This window comes from Leifsonia sp. NPDC056665, from assembly GCF_042791795.1.
Classification (GTDB): domain Bacteria; phylum Actinomycetota; class Actinomycetes; order Actinomycetales; family Microbacteriaceae; genus Leifsonia.
Map to the genome: position 1 here is coordinate 295,965 of NZ_JBHTXK010000002.1, position 15,837 is coordinate 311,801.

At 68.0% G+C, this 15,837-nt stretch carries 16 protein-coding genes; 10 read left to right on the plus strand and 6 right to left on the minus strand.

The window, feature by feature from the left end; translation table 11 throughout:
* Positions 1-8: 8 nt before the first annotated feature.
* From yidC to ACFQ9V_RS03755, 5 genes are all read left to right on the plus strand, one after another.
* Entirely contained in the window at positions 9-980 is a 972-nt protein-coding gene (gene yidC / locus ACFQ9V_RS03735; RefSeq protein ID WP_370055399.1) for a membrane protein insertase YidC, read from the plus strand.
* A gap of 4 nt (positions 981-984) precedes the next feature.
* Positions 985-1,539: a protein jag gene (locus tag ACFQ9V_RS03740; protein WP_382457826.1), complete on the plus strand. Its 555-nt coding sequence runs from the start codon at positions 985-987 to the stop codon at positions 1,537-1,539.
* Positions 1,540-1,553: 14 nt separating this feature from the next.
* The gene (rsmG, locus tag ACFQ9V_RS03745; RefSeq protein WP_382457827.1) at positions 1,554-2,183 is read left to right on the plus strand and encodes a 16S rRNA (guanine(527)-N(7))-methyltransferase RsmG; all 630 of its coding nucleotides are present in this window, start codon (positions 1,554-1,556) and stop codon (positions 2,181-2,183) included.
* Positions 2,184-2,402: 219 nt separating this feature from the next.
* A complete protein-coding gene (locus ACFQ9V_RS03750; protein WP_382457930.1) occupies positions 2,403-3,242 on the plus strand; it encodes a ParA family protein in 840 nt (279 codons plus the stop codon).
* Complete coding sequence (locus ACFQ9V_RS03755; RefSeq protein WP_382457828.1) at positions 3,242-4,195, plus strand: ParB/RepB/Spo0J family partition protein; 954 nt, start codon at positions 3,242-3,244, stop codon at positions 4,193-4,195. The genes ACFQ9V_RS03750 and ACFQ9V_RS03755 overlap by 1 nt, the downstream gene beginning before the upstream one ends.
* 66 nt (positions 4,196-4,261) lie before the next feature.
* Here the strand turns inward: ACFQ9V_RS03755 and ACFQ9V_RS03760 are convergent, their stop codons facing one another.
* The 6 genes from ACFQ9V_RS03760 to ACFQ9V_RS03785 all read right to left on the minus strand — a co-directional run bounded on the left by ACFQ9V_RS03760 (position 4,262) and on the right by ACFQ9V_RS03785 (position 12,059).
* Positions 4,262-5,224: a D-alanine--D-alanine ligase gene (locus ACFQ9V_RS03760; RefSeq protein WP_382457829.1), complete on the minus strand. Its 963-nt coding sequence runs from the start codon at positions 5,222-5,224 to the stop codon at positions 4,262-4,264.
* A gap of 65 nt (positions 5,225-5,289) precedes the next feature.
* On the minus strand, positions 5,290-6,612 hold the full coding sequence (locus tag ACFQ9V_RS03765) for a PLP-dependent aminotransferase family protein (RefSeq protein WP_382457830.1): 1,323 nt from the start codon (positions 6,610-6,612) through the stop codon (positions 5,290-5,292).
* Positions 6,613-6,762: 150 nt separating this feature from the next.
* Complete coding sequence (gene trxA, locus ACFQ9V_RS03770; protein WP_179604159.1) at positions 6,763-7,089, minus strand: thioredoxin; 327 nt, start codon at positions 7,087-7,089, stop codon at positions 6,763-6,765.
* Positions 7,090-7,104: 15 nt separating this feature from the next.
* Positions 7,105-8,091: a thioredoxin-disulfide reductase gene (gene trxB / locus ACFQ9V_RS03775; protein WP_382457831.1), complete on the minus strand. Its 987-nt coding sequence runs from the start codon at positions 8,089-8,091 to the stop codon at positions 7,105-7,107.
* 82 nt (positions 8,092-8,173) lie between these two features.
* Positions 8,174-9,781: a murein biosynthesis integral membrane protein MurJ gene (gene murJ / locus ACFQ9V_RS03780; RefSeq protein ID WP_382457832.1), complete on the minus strand. Its 1,608-nt coding sequence runs from the start codon at positions 9,779-9,781 to the stop codon at positions 8,174-8,176.
* Positions 9,774-12,059: a DUF6049 family protein gene (locus tag ACFQ9V_RS03785; RefSeq protein ID WP_382457833.1), complete on the minus strand. Its 2,286-nt coding sequence runs from the start codon at positions 12,057-12,059 to the stop codon at positions 9,774-9,776. The genes murJ and ACFQ9V_RS03785 overlap by 8 nt, the downstream gene beginning before the upstream one ends.
* A 132-nt stretch (positions 12,060-12,191) precedes the next feature.
* On the opposite strand from ACFQ9V_RS03785, the gene ACFQ9V_RS03790 reads away from it, so the two are divergent.
* The 5 genes from ACFQ9V_RS03790 to rplI all read left to right on the plus strand — a co-directional run bounded on the left by ACFQ9V_RS03790 (position 12,192) and on the right by rplI (position 15,676).
* The gene (locus ACFQ9V_RS03790; protein WP_382457931.1) at positions 12,192-13,616 is read left to right on the plus strand and encodes a CCA tRNA nucleotidyltransferase; all 1,425 of its coding nucleotides are present in this window, start codon (positions 12,192-12,194) and stop codon (positions 13,614-13,616) included.
* Between the two features lie 312 nt (positions 13,617-13,928).
* Entirely contained in the window at positions 13,929-14,357 is a 429-nt protein-coding gene (rpsF, locus tag ACFQ9V_RS03795) for a 30S ribosomal protein S6 (RefSeq protein WP_382457834.1), read from the plus strand.
* Positions 14,358-14,361: 4 nt separating this feature from the next.
* Entirely contained in the window at positions 14,362-14,880 is a 519-nt protein-coding gene (locus ACFQ9V_RS03800; RefSeq protein ID WP_382457835.1) for a single-stranded DNA-binding protein, read from the plus strand.
* 65 nt (positions 14,881-14,945) lie between these two features.
* Entirely contained in the window at positions 14,946-15,209 is a 264-nt protein-coding gene (rpsR, locus tag ACFQ9V_RS03805; protein ID WP_018189012.1) for a 30S ribosomal protein S18, read from the plus strand.
* A gap of 14 nt (positions 15,210-15,223) precedes the next feature.
* Complete coding sequence (rplI, locus tag ACFQ9V_RS03810) at positions 15,224-15,676, plus strand: 50S ribosomal protein L9 (RefSeq protein ID WP_370055389.1); 453 nt, start codon at positions 15,224-15,226, stop codon at positions 15,674-15,676.
* Positions 15,677-15,837 lie beyond the last annotated feature (161 nt).

A 15,837-nucleotide genomic window follows, 5' to 3' on the forward strand; every position in this document is an offset into this window, starting at 1 on the left:
ACCCCAACATGCCTGACATTTTCGGTACCATCCTCTGGCCCATCAAATGGGTCGTGGAGCTCATCCTCGTCGCCTGGCACTGGGTGTTCAGCAACATCGGTATGGACCCGGCGGCAGGTATCACCTGGGTGCTGTCCATCGTCGGCCTGACCGTCGTCGTGCGCGCGGCCCTCATCCCGATCTTCGTCCGGCAGATCAAGAACCAGCGACGCATGCTGGAGATCGCGCCGCAGCTCAAGAAGATCCAGGACAAGTACAAGGGCAAGAAGGACCAGTTCTCCCGCGAGGCGATGTCGCGCGAGACGATGGAGCTCTACAAGAAGACGGGCACCAACCCGCTGAGCTCGTGCCTCCCGCTGCTGCTGCAGATGCCGGTGTTCTTCGCGCTGTTCCAGGTGCTCAACGGCGCCCAGAGCGGCAAGGCCGGCGTCGGCCCGCTGAATGCGACGCTCGCCGAGCAGTTCGGCAGCGCGACACTGTTCGGCGTGGCCCCGCTGCACCAGAGCTTCTCGGGCGCCCAGCACGCCAACCCGCCTCAGGTCGCCGTCATGGTGATCGCCGCGATCATGGTCGTGCTGATGACGGGATCGCAGTTCCTCACCCAGCTCCAGATCGTCTCCAAGAACATGTCGCCGGAGACCAAGGCGAGCCCGCAGTTCAAGCAGCAGCGCATCCTGCTCTACCTGCTCCCCTTCGTGTTCCTGTTCTCCGGCTACGCGTTCCCGCTCGGCGTCATGTTCTATTGGCTGACCTCGAACCTCTGGACGATGGGTCAGCAGTTCCTCGTGATCCGCAACCTGCCGACGCCGGGATCCGACGCGGCCAAGGCACGCGAGGCCCGCCTGGCCCGTAAGGGCAAGCTGGTGCAGGACGGCGCCATCGTTCTCCAGGTGGACGAAGTGCCGCAGAAGCCGGTGACCACGCAGCGCGTGCAGCCGGTGAACAAGAACCGCGCGAAGAAGCAGGCCGGAAAGAAGTAGGGATATGACCGACGTGCAGACCGAGTTCACGCCTTCCGAGGAGGAAGCCGTCCACTCCCCCATCACCCCAGACGTGGACGGCGACGCCGAGACGACGCCCCCTGCCGACCTCGACCGTGAAGGCGACATCGCCGCGGACTACATCGAGGAGCTGCTGGACATCGCCGACATCGATGGCGACATCGACATCGACACCCGCAACGGGCGCGCGTACATCTCGGTGAATGCTGAAGAAGGCACCAACCTCCGCCTCCTGTCGAAGCCCGACACGGTCGCGGCACTCCAGGAGCTGACCCGTCTTGCAGTTCAGAACCAGACGGGCGGATTCTCCCGGCTGATCCTCGACATCGCCGGCTCGCGCGACGCGCGCCAGGCGGAGCTCGCCACCCTCGTTGACCGGGCGATCGCGCGACTGGAGGAAGGTTCGGCCGAGGCTTCGCTGCCCGCGATGTCGTCCTACGAGCGCAAGCTCGTGCACGACATCGTGTCCGAGCGAGGCTACGTGTCCAACTCCCGCGGCGAGGGTCGTGACCGCCACACCGTCATCACCCCCGCGTAGTTTCACGTGAAACGGTGACTGATTCCGTCGAGACCGAACCCGCGGTCGCTGGAACCCTCTTCGGTGAGCGAATCGACGTCGCTCGCTCATTTACGGCCAACCTTGTTGCACAGGGCGAAGAGCGTGGGTTGATCGGACCCCTTGAACTCCCCCGCATCTGGTCGCGTCACATCCTGAACTGCGCGATCGTCGCACCGCTCCTCAAGCCGGGACGCGTTGGGGATGTCGGAAGCGGCGCCGGCTTGCCCGGACTCGTGCTTGCCATTGCTCGACCCGACGTTGATTTCGTGCTCATCGAGCCGATGGAGCGCCGCGTCGCCTGGCTGAATGAGCAGGTGGACGAGCTCGGACTCAGCAATGTGGCCGTCGTGCGCGATCGGGCCGAGGACGCACGGCTGACGGAGCCGCTGGACCAGGTCACCGCCCGAGCCGTGAGCGCGTTCCGCAAACTCATTCCGCTGACCGCTCCCCTGGTTCGCGCTGGCGGTGAACTGGTGCTGATGAAGGGCGCTGGTGCGCCCGCAGAGGTACAAGCGGCCTCCAAAGAGATGCGTAAGTACGGCGTCCATGACGTCGAGGTCCTGACCCTGGGTGAGGGCGTCCTCGATGATGTCACCCGGGTCATTCGGGCAAAGGTTCGCTGAGGATATCTGCGTTCTCCACAGCTTCCGCGATGCTGAAGGGTGTCGTCGGACAGTCAAGCTAGAGTTGACGAGTGGTTCGCACCGCGTTCCAGCATCTCCCCGCGGCGAGGCCGTACACCGTACCAAGCAACGAGGTTTCACGTGAAACAACCCGACCAGGATGCTCCCGTTGAGGTGGGTGAAATCACCTTCGATGCGTCGACGCCCCTTGCGCGGGAAATGCAGGATCTGGCCAGGAGGAGACAAGCCATCGCTTCAACGACGCTGCCGTTGCCGTCACGAACTCGGATCTTCACGATCTCCAATCAGAAGGGTGGCGTCGGAAAGACGACCACGGTCGTGAACCTCGCTGCAGCCCTGGCAAAATCCGGCGCGCGGGTCCTTGCGATCGACCTCGACCCGCAGGGGAACGCCTCCACCGCACTGAGCGTGGAGCATCGGGAGGGCACTCCGAGCGTCTACGACGTGATCGTCAACGACAAAGAGCTCGAGGAGGTCATCCAGAAGAGCCCGGAGTTCGATGGGCTCTTCGTGATTCCCGCGACCATCGACCTCGCCGGCGCCGAGATCGAGCTCGTCTCGATGGTCGCCCGTGAACAGCGCCTGTCGCGTGCGCTCAGTCGTTTCCTGGACGAGTTCGACATCGACTACGTCCTCATCGACTGCCCGCCCTCGCTCGGGTTGCTCACCATCAACGCCTTCGTCGCTGCCACTGAGGTGCTCATCCCGATTCAGTGCGAGTACTACGCGCTCGAGGGGCTGAGCCAGCTCCTGAAGAACATCCAGCTCATCGAGCGGCACCTCAACCCGAAGCTGCAGGTGTCGACGATCCTGCTGACCATGTACGACTCCCGGACCAACCTCGCCCATCAGGTCGCGGATGATGTCCGGCAACACTTCCCCGACGAGGTCCTCGAGACGATTATTCCGCGCTCTGTGCGGATATCGGAGGCACCGAGCTATGGGCAGAGCGTCATCAGCTATGACGCGAACTCGTCCGGTTCGCTTTCGTACCTCGAGGCGGCCGCTGAAATCGCACGAAGAGGAGTACCCCGCTAATGGCAGCGAAGCGCACTGGTTTGGGACGCGGTATCGGCGCACTCATCCCCATTAGCGACCAGTCGTCGCGACCGGTGGATGTCTTCTTCCCGGAGACGTCCGCGGTGGCGACGGCGGAGCTCGTGGCGGTCCCCGGCGCCCGGCTCGCGAACCTCTCCCCCGCTGACATCGTGCCCAACGCTGCGCAGCCGCGCGTCGAGTTCGACCGCGATGCGCTGGACGAGCTCGTGGCGAGCATCCGCGAGGTCGGTGTGCTCCAGCCCGTGGTCGTCCGTCCGATTGCCGGCGAGGTGGACAAGTACGAGCTCATCATGGGCGAGCGGCGGCTGCGGGCGACCAAGGAGCTCGGGTTCGACAGCATTCCGGCGGTCATCAAGGACACGGCCGATGAGGACATGCTGCGGGATGCCCTCCTGGAGAACCTGCACCGGTCGCAGCTCAACCCGCTCGAGGAGGCGTCGGCCTACCAGCAGCTCCTTGCGGACTTCGGGATCACGCAGGAGCAGCTCGCGACCCGGATCGGGCGGTCGCGCCCGCAGATCACCAACACGATCCGCCTGCTGAAGCTTCCGGCGCCGGTGCAGTCGCGCGTGGCGGCCGGCGTCCTGAGCGCGGGACACGCTCGCGCGATCCTCTCAGTCGGCGGCGACGAGGACGCGATGGTGCGGCTGGCCGACAAGATCGTGAACGAGGACCTCTCGGTTCGCGCGGCTGAGGCCGTAGCAAGCAGGTCGCCGAAGCCGGCCCGGACCAAGGCCTCCCCCGGCAAGCACCGCGGACACCTGGATGAGGTCGCCGAGCGTCTCGGTGATCGGCTGAATACCCGCGTCAAGATCAGCCTGGGTGCACGAAAAGGCCAGATCGTGGTGGATTTTGCCACGATTCAGGACCTGAACCGGATTCTGGACGAAATCGGCCAGCCGACCTACAGTTCACCGGTCCGTTTCACGTGAAACCCCACGAATACGAATAACGGGGGAGGCTGACTCAGCCTCCCCCGTTTCACGTGAAACCCCCGATTACTCCCCCGCGTCCGCGATCGCCGCTGCCGCGAGCGTCGCGTAGACATCCCCGAGGTCCCGACCCGACGCCGCGATTGCCTGGGGCATGATCGACGTCTCGGTGAGACCCGGCAACACATTCGCCTCCAGGAACCACGGGACGCCGGCCGCATCGACGATCAGGTCGACCCGGGACAGGTGCCGGAGGCCGAGCGCGGCATGTGCTGTGGTCGCCGCGGCCGAGACCGCCTCGGCGGTCGCCTCGTCTAGCCGCGCGGGCACATAGAACCGGGTCTCCCCCGCGTTGTAACGCGCATCGAACGTGTAGGTGCCCTCGATCGGCTCGATCTCCACCGGCGGAAGCGCGACCGGACCGTCGCCGGTGTCGAGCACGGCGACAGAGACCTCCACACCGGCGACCTTCCGTTCGATCAGGGCGACATCGGCATACGTGTACGCGTCGACCATCGCCCGCGGGAGCTCCTCAGCAGCTGTGACGATCGAGACACCCTGCGCCGAGCCGCCGTGGGCCGGCTTCACCACGAGGGGGACGTCGAATGCGCCGAGCACCGTCGCCAGTACGCTGTTGGCGCCGAGCTCCCGGAAGGTCTCCTTCGGAAGCGTGACCGAGGCGGGAGTGGCGACGCCGGCACGGGATACGACGGTCTTGGCGGACGGCTTCGACCAGGCGAGCCGGGCGGCGTCGGTGGTCGACCCGACGAACGGCACGCCGGCGAGTTCCAGCAGCGCACGGAGGGCGCCGTCCTCACCACTCGATCCGTGGAGCGCCGGCCAGACGACGTCTGGGCGGCTCTCCTTGAGGAATCCGAGCAGCGCGCCGTCCGGCTCGCGCACGGTGACGTGGTGCCCGAACGACTGGAGGCCGTCGGCGACACGTCGTCCGCTGCGCAGCGAGATGTCGCGCTCGTGCGAGATGCCGCCGGCGAGAACGACGATGTCGAGTGGTTCTTTTTCGGCCATGATCTGCTCTTTCTTCGGCAATGGATGCACTGGCGGGGCGTGATGGACGCTGTCTGACGCGTCGGTCAGCGCAGATCCGTCGGCGGGTTCGGGCTGGTGCGGCTCGCGCGCGACGCGGTGAGCGGACCGGTGCCGGCGAAGGTGTCCAGGAGGTCCTGCTCGCCGTTGATGACGTTGGCGAGCCGGCGGACCCCGACCTTGATGCTCTCCGGCGTCGGGTAGCAGAACGACAGCCGGATGTTCTGCGCGCCCGACCCGTCCCCGTAGAACGCGGTGCCCGGCGTGTACGCGACGAGCTCGGTCACGGCGCGCGGCAGCATGGCCTTGGAGTCGAGGTGCGACGGCAGGGTGAGCCACACGTAGAACCCGCCGTTCGGGTTCGTCCAGGACAACTCGGGGAGGTACTCCTCGAGCGCGGAGATCATGGCCTCCTTGCGCTCCCGGTACACACCGCGGAACGTGTCGATCTGGCCGCGCCAGTCGGCGTCGCGCAGATACTCCGAGATGACGAGCTGGCTGAACGAGCTCGGGCTGAGCACGGCCGCCTCGTTGGCGAGGATGAGCTTCTCCCGGATGGCGTGGGGAGCGAGCGCCCAGCCGACCCGGAACCCGGGCGCGAGGGTCTTCGAGAAGGTGCCCAAGTAGACGACGCCCTCGCGCTCGACGGACCGCATCGCGGCAGGAGGCTTCTCACCGAAGTAGAGCAGCCCGTACGGGTTGTCCTCCAGCACCAGGATGTCGTTCTGGCGGGCGATCTCGAGGATCTCGAGTCGCCGCTCCCAGGACAGGGTGACTCCGGCCGGATTGTGGAAGGTCGGCACCGTGTAGAGGAACTTCACCCGCCGGCCCGCTGCCTTCAGCCGCGCGATGTGCTCGCGCAGAGCCTCCGGGATGAGCCCGTGCTCGTCCATCGGGATGTGGTCGACCTCCGCCTGGTACGAGCGGAAGATGACCATCGCCGTCACGTAGCTGGGGCCTTCGGCCAGCACGACGTCGCCCGGGTCGATGAACAGCTTGCTGAACAGTTCGAGCGCGTGCTGCGAGCCGGTCGTCACGATGACGTCGTCGGCGCTGCCGCTGATCCCCTCGAGCGCCATCACCTCCAGGATCTGCTCCCGCAGCGCCGGAACGCCCTGGCCGGACCCGTACTGGAGGGCGACCGGACCCTGCTCGCGCATCACCCGGTCCATCGCCCCGACGACCAGATCCTCGGGGAGTGCCGCGACGTACGGCATGCCGCCGGCCAGCGAGACCACCTCGGGGCGGCTGGCGACGGCGAACAGGGCTCGGACCTCACTGGCGGCCAGGCCGCTGGTGCGCTGTGCGTAGTGGTGATACCACGGGTCCAGATTGTTGCCCTGCTGGCGAGGGCTGCCCTGTTCTGTCACGAATCGTCCGTTTCTCGTGTCGTTCATTCATGCTAGGGGTGGCACGTATCCCGCTGGAAATCGAGCCGACTCCCGGATACACGAAAGACCCGCCCGGCGGATGAGCGCCGGACGGGTCTGACAGTGTGTGGAAGCTGTCTGGCTGTCGCGCTACGCGAGGTAGGCGGCCAGGTCGGCCTCGAGGGCGGGCTTCGGCTTGGCGCCGATGACGGTCTTGACGACCTCGCCACCCTGGTAGACCTTCATCGCGGGGATGGACGTGATCTGGTACTTCGCAGCGGTCTGCGGGTTCTCGTCCACGTTGAGCTTGACGATCTCGATCTTGTCCGCGTGCTCGGCGGCGATCTGGTCGAGGATCGGGCCCACGGCGCGACACGGACCGCACCACTCGGCCCAGAAGTCGACGAGGACGGTCTTTCCGCTGCTGAGGACGTCCTGCTCGAAAGTGGCGTCCGTCACGGAACGTGCTGCTGACATAGTTGCTGATTCTCCTTATGCGGTGGTCGTGAGTTCGAGATCGCCGGACGCGCCCTCCGCCGCGCGCTCCAGCAGGTCCTTGGGGAGGGTCGTGAGGTAGTGCTCGGCGTCGAGCGCGGCGACCGTACCCGACGCAGCGGCGGTGACCGCCTGGCGGTAGGTGGGGTCGACCACGTCGCCCGCGGCGAACACGCCCGCGACCTTCGTCTTGGAGCTCCGGCCGGCGACCGCGATGGTCCCCTCCGGAGTGAGGTCGAGCTGGCCGTGGACCAGATGGACCCGCGGGTCGTTGCCGATCGCGATGAACAGGCCCTGCAGCTCCAGCTCGCTCTGCTCGCCGGTCTCCAGGTTGCGCAGCGTCACCGCGCGCACCTGCTCGTCGCCGCTGATGCCGACGACCTCCGAGTTCCAGACGAACTCGATCTTCTCGTTGGCGTACGCGCGCTCCTGCATGATCTTGGAGGCGCGGAGCGAGTCGCGGCGGTGGATGACGTACACCTTGTCCGCGAAGCGGGTCAGGAAGGTCGCCTCCTCCATCGCCGAGTCGCCGCCGCCGACGACGGCGATCGTGCGCTCACGGAAGAAGAACCCGTCGCAGGTGGCGCACCAGGAGACGCCGTGACCGGACAGGCGCTCCTCGTCCTCCAGCCCGAGCTTGCGGTACGCGGAGCCCGTGGCGAAGATGACCGACAGCGCCTCATGGACGTCGCCGGAGCCGAGTGTGACCGTCTTGACGTCGCCGGAGAGGTCGACGGACACGACGTCGTCGAGGACGATGTCCGTGCCGAACTTCTCGGCCTGCGCCTGCATCTTGAACATGAGGTCGGGGCCCATGACACCGTCGGGGAAGCCGGGGAAGTTCTCGACCTCCGTGGTGTTCATCAGCTCGCCGCCGGCCTCGACGGAGGAGGCGATCAGCAGCGGCTTGAGGTTGGCGCGAGCGGCGTAGATGGCCGCCGTGTAACCGGCTGGGCCGGAACCGATGATGATGATCTGCCGCACGGAGGAACTCCTTGATGGTCTGCGGTGCTCCGTCCGGAGACACCGCCCTGTAGAACACATCCTAGGCGGATGCTATTCCGTGTCACCTGCGAGCGGAGGAACGGGCCGCGGCGCGCTCCAGAACGGGCGCGAGACCGGCCTCCAGATCGCTCGAACGCAGGATGGCGAGGAAGCCGACGTAGACGACGAGCATGATCACGCCGACGATCGCCGACGAGACGACGGCGGCGACCGGACCGCTCACCGGGAAGGAGCCGTGGCCCACTCCCCCGAGGATGACGAGGAACCCGCCGCCGGCGACCATCGACGCGACTCCGGCGACGAGGAAGCGCCACATCCCGTCCAGGATGCGCCGGCCGTCCACTCCCCCGGTGCGGCGGCGCAGCAACGCGAACGCCAGGCCCGCCTGCACGACGCTCGCGCCGGAGACCACGAAGGCGATGGCGGCGGCGCGGAAGTCCGCGGGCACCGAGAAGCACGCGAGCACGCCCACGATGATCACCACCGTCTGCACGAGGGTGAACATGAACGGCGTCCGGGTGTCCCCGAGCGAGTAGAAGGCGCGCTGGGCCATGAACACGAGAGAGAACGGGACCAGTCCGATGAGGTAGGCGATGAGCACGTTGCCCATCGACTGGTAGGACGAGGTGAAGACCCGGGCGACGGGATAGGCGAGGACGATCAGCACGGCCGACGCCAGCACGATCAGGAACATGATCGACCGTGCGGCGCTCGAGAAGTCGTCGCGGAAGGAGTCGATGGCTCCGCGGTGGGCGTGCTCCGCCATCCGCGTGTAGAAGGCGGTCACGATCGACACGGCGATGATGCCGTGCGGGAGCATGAAGACGAGCCAGGCGTTCGTCATCGCGAACGAGCCGGCGTGCCCCGTACCGACCGAGTTGGCGACGTTGGTCTCCACGAGTCCCGCGATCTGCGTGGCGATGAGCATCGCGAAGGTCCAGCCCGCTGCCTTGCCCGCCGAGCCGAGGTTCACCCCGCGCCAGCCGAAGTCGAAGCGGAAACGGAGGCCGATCCGGCGCCAGAAGAGGAAGAGCACGAGCGCCTGCGCCGCCAGCCCCAGCGTCGCCCCGCCGGCGAGCAGCGCCACCATCCCCGGCGACCACACCGGATGGTTGTTCCCCGTGGCGTAGGCGCCGAAGGCGAGCACGAACACGCCGAGCATGACGACGCCGACGAGGTTGTTGATCACCGGCGCCCAGGTGAACGGACCGAACGACTTGCGCGCGTTCAGGACCTCCCCAAGCAGGGTGTACAGCCCGAGGAAGAAGATCTGCGGCAGCGACCAGTACGCGAAGGCGGTCGCGAGCTCCGCCTGGGCCCCGCGCAGGCCGTAGAGGGACATCAGGACCGGGGAGAGCAGCGTGGCGACGGCGGCCACCCCCGCGAACACCACCATCCCGAGCGTGATGAGCTTGTTGATGTAGGCGCGTCCACCGTCGGGGTTGACCGAGGCGCGCACGATCTGCGGCACCAGGATCGCGTTGAGGATGCCCTGGGCGATGATGGCGTACACGCTGTTCGGCACGATCGTGGCGGTGTTGTACGCGTTCGCGGCGATGCTGGACAGGCCGATCGCCTGGACGAGCAGCCACGCCCTGCCGAACCCGAGGAGGCGTGACACGAAGGTGCCGGACGCGAGCATTGCGCTCGCCCGGCCGACGCTAGCCATCGGCGCCTCCCTGGGCGGGGTGGGTGTCCGCTTCCGCTGTGTCACCGGAGGCGTCGCCGGCAGTGGCGTCTGAGCCATTCTCGTCCTCCGTCGCAGCCTCGTCCTGCGTCATAGCCTCGTCCTCGGCCTTCCGGCGCTGGTCACGCCGGCGCAGGATGTTCCGCACGATCCCGAAGCCGAACAGCAGCACGAGCAGGCCGCCGAAGATCAGCGCCCCGATGCCCTCCCAATCGGCGTGCACATCCACCGTGACCGAGCTGGTGTCGCCGATCGGCACGCCCGTCGGGCTGTAGAGCTGCAGGGACAGGATGACCTGGCCGTTTCCGACCTTGGCCTTCACCGGCACGAGCATCGTCGCACGCGAGTCCTGCGGGATGGTCTTCGTGGTCGGCGCGTCGATCTCCAGGCGGCTGTTCGACGGCGACGCGCTGAGCACGACCGTGACCGCCTCCGTGCTCAACTCATTGCTGACCGTGAACGGAATCGACCCCTGCGCGCTCACCAGGTTCACGTTCTCGGTGGGCAGGATGTGGACCGAGTGGAGGGTCTTGACCGTCGCCTGTCTGCTCGAGCTGACCGCCGTGCTCCACTGGGTGCGCGGGTTCTGCCAGGAGACCGCGAGGAGCGTGAGCAACTGCGCGCGGGTCTGCCCGGTGAGCGTCGGCGGGTCGCTGAGGATGGTCGCGAACGCGTCGATCGACTTCTCGTCCTGCAGCAGGAGGTGGATGCTGTCGATCCGGGTCGGCGACTCGGGGGCGTCGGTCATCGCGAGCTCGGACGACGGCGCGGACGACAGCAGGGCGGGGAACGTCGACGGAGCCGCGAACGGGCTGGTGAACAGGGCGTCCAGCGTGCGCTGGAGCTGCGTCCCGCTCGACGGCCAGGAGCGGTCGAGCGCGAGGAGCAGGTGGCGCGGCGTCGTGCCCTCCGCGCTGATGAGCTGGAGCTGCGCGTTCAGCTTCGACATCGCGGCGTTCCAGGCGAGGTCGCTCGGCGCCGAGACGGCCTGGCGGAGCGCCTCGGAGAGCCGCTGATCGGAGACCGCGAGCGTCGACGATCCGCTGTGCTGCGGCGCGTTCGGGGTCGAGTCGAGCTTGTCGGCATTGGTGTTGCTGCCCGACACGACGACGGTCCCGAGGCCTGCCGCCGCGAGGGGGGCGAGGTCGGCCGAGCGGAGGGTGTCGTCGCCGGGCCACGCGACGCCGCGGAGGCTGTAGTTCCAGGCCAGCAGCCGGTCGAGGGTGGGGAGCGCCGTCCCTGTGCCGGGCGTGGGCGTCGGGCTGGGCGTCGCCGCGGGAGTGGATGTCGGGTTCTGCGGCTCCCCGATCGCCGACGGGGTCGGCGAGAAGTTCTTGGGGTCGAGCGCGTAGCCCAGCGCCGTCGGCTGCAGCGGCGCGGGAAGGCCCGACTGGATCTGGCCGGCGACATCCGCGTCACCGTAACCGAGTGAGAAGGTGTCGTTCGGGAGGGCGCTCAGCCGGTCGAGCCACGCCGTCGCGCTGGAGGGCGCGGAATTGCCGAGCGCGCGGATGGACGCGAGGATCATCGGATCGATGCCGATCGCGACGGTCGCATGGTTCTGGAGGCCGTCGAGGTCGCGGGTCAGCACGCCGTTCGGCGCCGTGTAGGTGGCCAGATCCTGCGCGGCGATGAGGCCGTCACCGGTCGACGGGCTCACGATCGGCATCACGACGCCGACCGTGGAGCGCGTCGCTGCATCCCCGGGGCTCCAGACGACCGATCCCCGGGCGTTCGCGACCGCCGGGCCGATGTCGACCGTGGCGCCGAGCCCGTAGACGGCCGAGGTGGTCCTGGTGGCGAACGGGACGGCCGCCGTCGGCACGTTCACGCGCACCACGACGCTGGAGCCCGGCTCGAGGATGGGGAGGGGCGCCTTGCCGAGGTCGACGCGGTTCGAGACCGCATCGGTCGAGGTGAGCCAGGAGGCGAGATCCGCTCGCGTCTTCTGCGGCTGCGGGTCGAGCCACAGCCCGACCGAGCCGGCCGTGTAGGCGGTGTCCGTCGGGTTGGTCACCGTGACGGAGGCGACCAGCTCCTGCCCCGGCGCGAGCACCCCGCCGTTGTCGGCGGTGAGGGACGCGTTGATCGAGGCGTTCGTCGCCGTGCGGACGGAAGCCGCGGCGATGGACGCGGGGCCGGAGGACGCTGCCGCCGGGCTCGCGCCGGGACCGGCGAGCAGGGCGAGGACGGCGACCCCTGCGCCGATCAGGGCAGCAGGCAGTCGCGCACCCCGGAGGGTGAAGCCGGATGCGCTCATGCGCCGACGCACGATACCGGTTCCGCCTCCATGTCGACGAGTCTAGGGGCCGCCCCCTGTGAGAGCCCGGCGAGCACGCGGCCTCGCGCCGACGCGAGCAGCGCGTTCGGCCTCCCATTAAACTGAGTGACCATGCAGTCCGTCGCCGAATCCCTCGACCGCCTCGGCGCCCTCGCGGCGACCCCGACGGTCGATCGGCTCGCCCGGGCGTTCGCCGCAGCCGGCTTCGAGCTGTCGCTCGTGGGAGGCCCCGTGCGCGACGCCCTCCTGGGCCGCGAGGTGCATGATCTGGACTTCACCACCGACGCGCGCCCGGACGACATCCTGGGCGTCGTCCGGCCGATCGCCGACGCCGTGTGGGACATCGGCCGCGCGTTCGGGACGATCGGGGCGCGCTTCGGCGACGACACGGTCGAGATCACGACCTACCGCAGCGACAACTACGACGGCGCGACGCGCAAGCCGGAGGTGGAGTTCGGGGACACGCTCGAGGGCGACCTGCTGCGCCGGGACTTCACGGTCAACGCGCTCGCCCTCCGCATCCCGGAGGTGCGGCTGGTGGACCCGTCCGGCGGCGTGGAGGACCTCCTGGCCCGGCGCATCACCACGCCGTCGAGCCCGGAGGTCTCGTTCGGCGACGACCCGCTGCGGATGATGCGGGCCGCCCGGTTCGCCTCCCAGCTCGGCTTCGCCGTCGACGACCAGACGCGCGAGGCGATGGCGGACATGGCCGAGCGCATCGGCATCGTCAGTGCCGAGCGCGTGCGGGACGAGCTCACGAAACTGCTGGCGTCCGACGACCCGCGGCCCGGCATCGAGCTCCTGGTGGACTCCGGGCTCGCCGACCAGGTGCTGCCGGAGCTGCCGGCGCTGCGGCTGGAGGTGGACGAGCACCACCACCACAAGGACGTGTACCAGCACAGCCTGACCGTGCTCGACCAGGCGATCGGCTACGAGAAGGAGCGCCACCCCGGCACGGCGCCCGACCTGGTGCTGCGGATCGCCGCGCTCCTGCACGACATCGGCAAGCCCGCGACGCGGCGGTTCGAGCCCGGCGGCGCCGTCTCCTTCTATCACCACGACGTCGTCGGGGCGAAGCTCGCCAAGAAGCGGCTGACCGCCCTGCGCTTCGACAAGGCCACGATCGACGCGGTCGCGCGCCTCATCGAGCTGCACCTCCGCTTCTTCGGGTACTCCGACGCGCACTGGACCGACTCGGCCGTCCGCCGGTACGTGCGCGACGCCGGCGGCGAGCTGGAGCGCCTGCACATGCTGACCCGTGCGGACGTGACCACGCGCAACCGGCGCAAGGCCGATCGGCTCGGCTTCGCGTACGACGACCTCGAGCAGCGGATCGCCGAGCTGAAGGCGCAAGAGGAGCTGGACGCCGTCCGGCCCGACCTCGACGGGGAGCAGGTGATGCGGCTGCTGGGGCTGAGGCCCGGACGCGACGTCGGTCAGGCGCTCTCCTTCCTCCTGGAGCTGCGGCTCGATGAAGGACCGCTCGGCGAGGAGGAGGCCACGCGGCGGCTGCTCGCGTGGTGGGAGGCGCGGTAGGCCTCCGGAGCTTCGGTCCTCCAGGGCTTTGGTCCTCCGGGGCTTTGCTCCTCCACAGAGTCGGCACCCGGACGAGTTGTCCACAGATCAGCGCACGCCGTCCCGAAGGCCTCCCCTCATCGCGAGGCTGGACGCATGAGCATCGCAGAGACCGTCGCAGACACCACCACCCAGCGCCCCGGTTGGCGCGGGACCAGCGCATCCGCTACCCTAGATAAGTTGCCCTGGCAGAGTCCTGCCTACGCAACAGATGTCAAACCCTCCTGCTGCAGAACGTCTGCAGCCGCTGAGACCAGAGGAGGTGGGTTAGTCATGCATCAGTACGAGTTGATGGTCATCCTCGATCCCGAGATCGATGAGCGCACCGTAGCTCCGAGCCTCGACAAGTTCCTCAACGTCGTTCGCAACGACGGCGGATCTGTCGACAACATCGACATCTGGGGTCGTCGTCGCCTGGCGTACGAGATCAACAAGAAGTCCGAGGGCATCTACGCCGTCGTGCAGCTCACCGCGACCGGTGAAACCACGAAGGAGCTCGACCGCCAGCTGAAGCTCAGCGAGGCCGTCATGCGCACCAAGGTGCTCCGTGCCGAAGAGGCCATCGCCCAGGTCGCGGCCGCTCAGAAGCGCGCAGACGAGAAGGCCGCCCGCAAGGCGTCCACCTCCGCCGACAAGGCCGCTGCCGCCGAGAAGGCTGCTGTCGCCGAGAAGGCTGCCGCCCCCGAGAAGGCCGGCGCCTAGTCCCATGGCCGGCGAGACCGTCATCACCGTGGTGGGCAACCTCACGGCCGACCCCGAGCTGCGCTACACGCAGAACGGGCTGGCTGTCGCCAACTTCACCATCGCATCCACTCCCCGCACGTTCGACCGTCAGGCGAACGACTGGAAGGACGGTGAGGCTCTCTTCCTGCGCGCGAGCGTCTGGCGTGAGTTCGCCGAGCACGTCGCTGGTTCGCTGACCAAGGGGTCCCGCGTCATCGCTCAGGGGCGTCTCAAGCAGCGCTCCTACGAGACGAAGGAGGGCGAGAAGCGCACCTCCATCGAGCTCGAGATCGATGAGATCGGGCCGTCGCTGCGGTACGCCACCGCTCAGGTGACCCGTGCGCAGTCGTCGGGTCGTGGCCCTGGTGGCCCCGGTGGTGGCTTCGGTGGCGGTGCTCCCGCCGTCGAGGAGCCGTGGGCCGCTTCCGCGCCGGCGGACCCGTCCGCGGGCGCCGACGTCTGGAACACTCCGGGCTCCTACAACGACGAGACCCCGTTCTAAAGGGTCCCTCCAACTGAGTTTGCCTGACCGGCCGCGGCCACGTCAGGCGGAAAGCAAAGGAAATCATGGCTGGAAAGTCGAGCGGCGACCGCCGCAAGCCGATCCGCAAGGGCAAGGACGGGAAGAACGCCGCACCGGCGAAGTCCGTCCGCGTCGGCGTCATTGACTACAAGGACGTCGCCACCCTGCGGAAGTTCATCTCCGAGCGTGGAAAGATCCGCGCCCGCCGCATCACCGGTGTCTCCGTGCAGGAGCAGCGCCTCATCGCCCGCGCAGTCAAGAACGCGCGCGAGATGGCACTCCTCCCCTACGCCGGCTCTGGCCGTTAAGGAGTAGGGACAGAATGTCGAAGGTTATTCTCACGCACGAGGTCACCGGCCTCGGCTCCGCCGGTGACGTCGTCGACGTCAAGAACGGCTACGCACGCAACTACCTCGTCCCCCAGGGCTTCGCCATCGTGTGGAGCCGTGGTGGCGAGAAGCAGGTCGATCAGATCAAGGCGGCCCGCGCCGCTCGCGAGCTGCACACGATCGAGGCCGCTCAGGACCTCAAGGCGAAGCTCGAGGCGACCCGCGTCAAGCTGGTCGTCAAGGCCGGCCGCGAGGGCCGTCTGTTCGGCTCCGTGAAGACGGGCGACGTCGCCGACGCGGTCAAGGCCGCCGGCATCGGCGAGCTCGACAAGCGCAAGATCGAGCTCCCCAACCCCATCAAGGTGACCGGTGACCACGAGGCCACCGTCCGCCTGCACGACGACCTCTCGGCCGTCATCGCACTGCAGGTGGTCGCCGCCAAGTAGCGGACGGGAATCGCATAGTGTAGCGGGGGGGGCGGGCCCCCCCCCCCCCCCCCTTTATCGGGGTTTTACCCCCGGCCAACCACACGGGCCAAGCCCCCCCCCACCCCCGCGCCCCCACGCCCCACGGCACATTTTTAACACAACCAGTGGGAAAAAAAATA

Coding starts and splice junctions, on each gene's coding strand:
- yidC (WP_370055399.1), top strand. CDS start 9: ATGCCTGACATTTTCGGTACCATCCTCTGGCCCATCAAATGGGTCGTG.
- ACFQ9V_RS03740 (WP_382457826.1), top strand. CDS start 985: ATGACCGACGTGCAGACCGAGTTCACGCCTTCCGAGGAGGAAGCCGTC.
- ACFQ9V_RS03750 (WP_382457930.1), top strand. CDS start 2,403: ATGCAGGATCTGGCCAGGAGGAGACAAGCCATCGCTTCAACGACGCTG.
- ACFQ9V_RS03755 (WP_382457828.1), top strand. CDS start 3,242: ATGGCAGCGAAGCGCACTGGTTTGGGACGCGGTATCGGCGCACTCATC.
- ACFQ9V_RS03760 (WP_382457829.1), bottom strand. CDS start 5,224: ATGGCCGAAAAAGAACCACTCGACATCGTCGTTCTCGCCGGCGGCATC.
- trxA (WP_179604159.1), bottom strand. CDS start 7,089: ATGTCAGCAGCACGTTCCGTGACGGACGCCACTTTCGAGCAGGACGTC.
- murJ (WP_382457832.1), bottom strand. CDS start 9,781: ATGGCTAGCGTCGGCCGGGCGAGCGCAATGCTCGCGTCCGGCACCTTC.
- ACFQ9V_RS03785 (WP_382457833.1), bottom strand. CDS start 12,059: ATGAGCGCATCCGGCTTCACCCTCCGGGGTGCGCGACTGCCTGCTGCC.
- ACFQ9V_RS03790 (WP_382457931.1), top strand. CDS start 12,192: ATGCAGTCCGTCGCCGAATCCCTCGACCGCCTCGGCGCCCTCGCGGCG.
- rpsF (WP_382457834.1), top strand. CDS start 13,929: ATGCATCAGTACGAGTTGATGGTCATCCTCGATCCCGAGATCGATGAG.
- ACFQ9V_RS03800 (WP_382457835.1), top strand. CDS start 14,362: ATGGCCGGCGAGACCGTCATCACCGTGGTGGGCAACCTCACGGCCGAC.
- rpsR (WP_018189012.1), top strand. CDS start 14,946: ATGGCTGGAAAGTCGAGCGGCGACCGCCGCAAGCCGATCCGCAAGGGC.
- rplI (WP_370055389.1), top strand. CDS start 15,224: ATGTCGAAGGTTATTCTCACGCACGAGGTCACCGGCCTCGGCTCCGCC.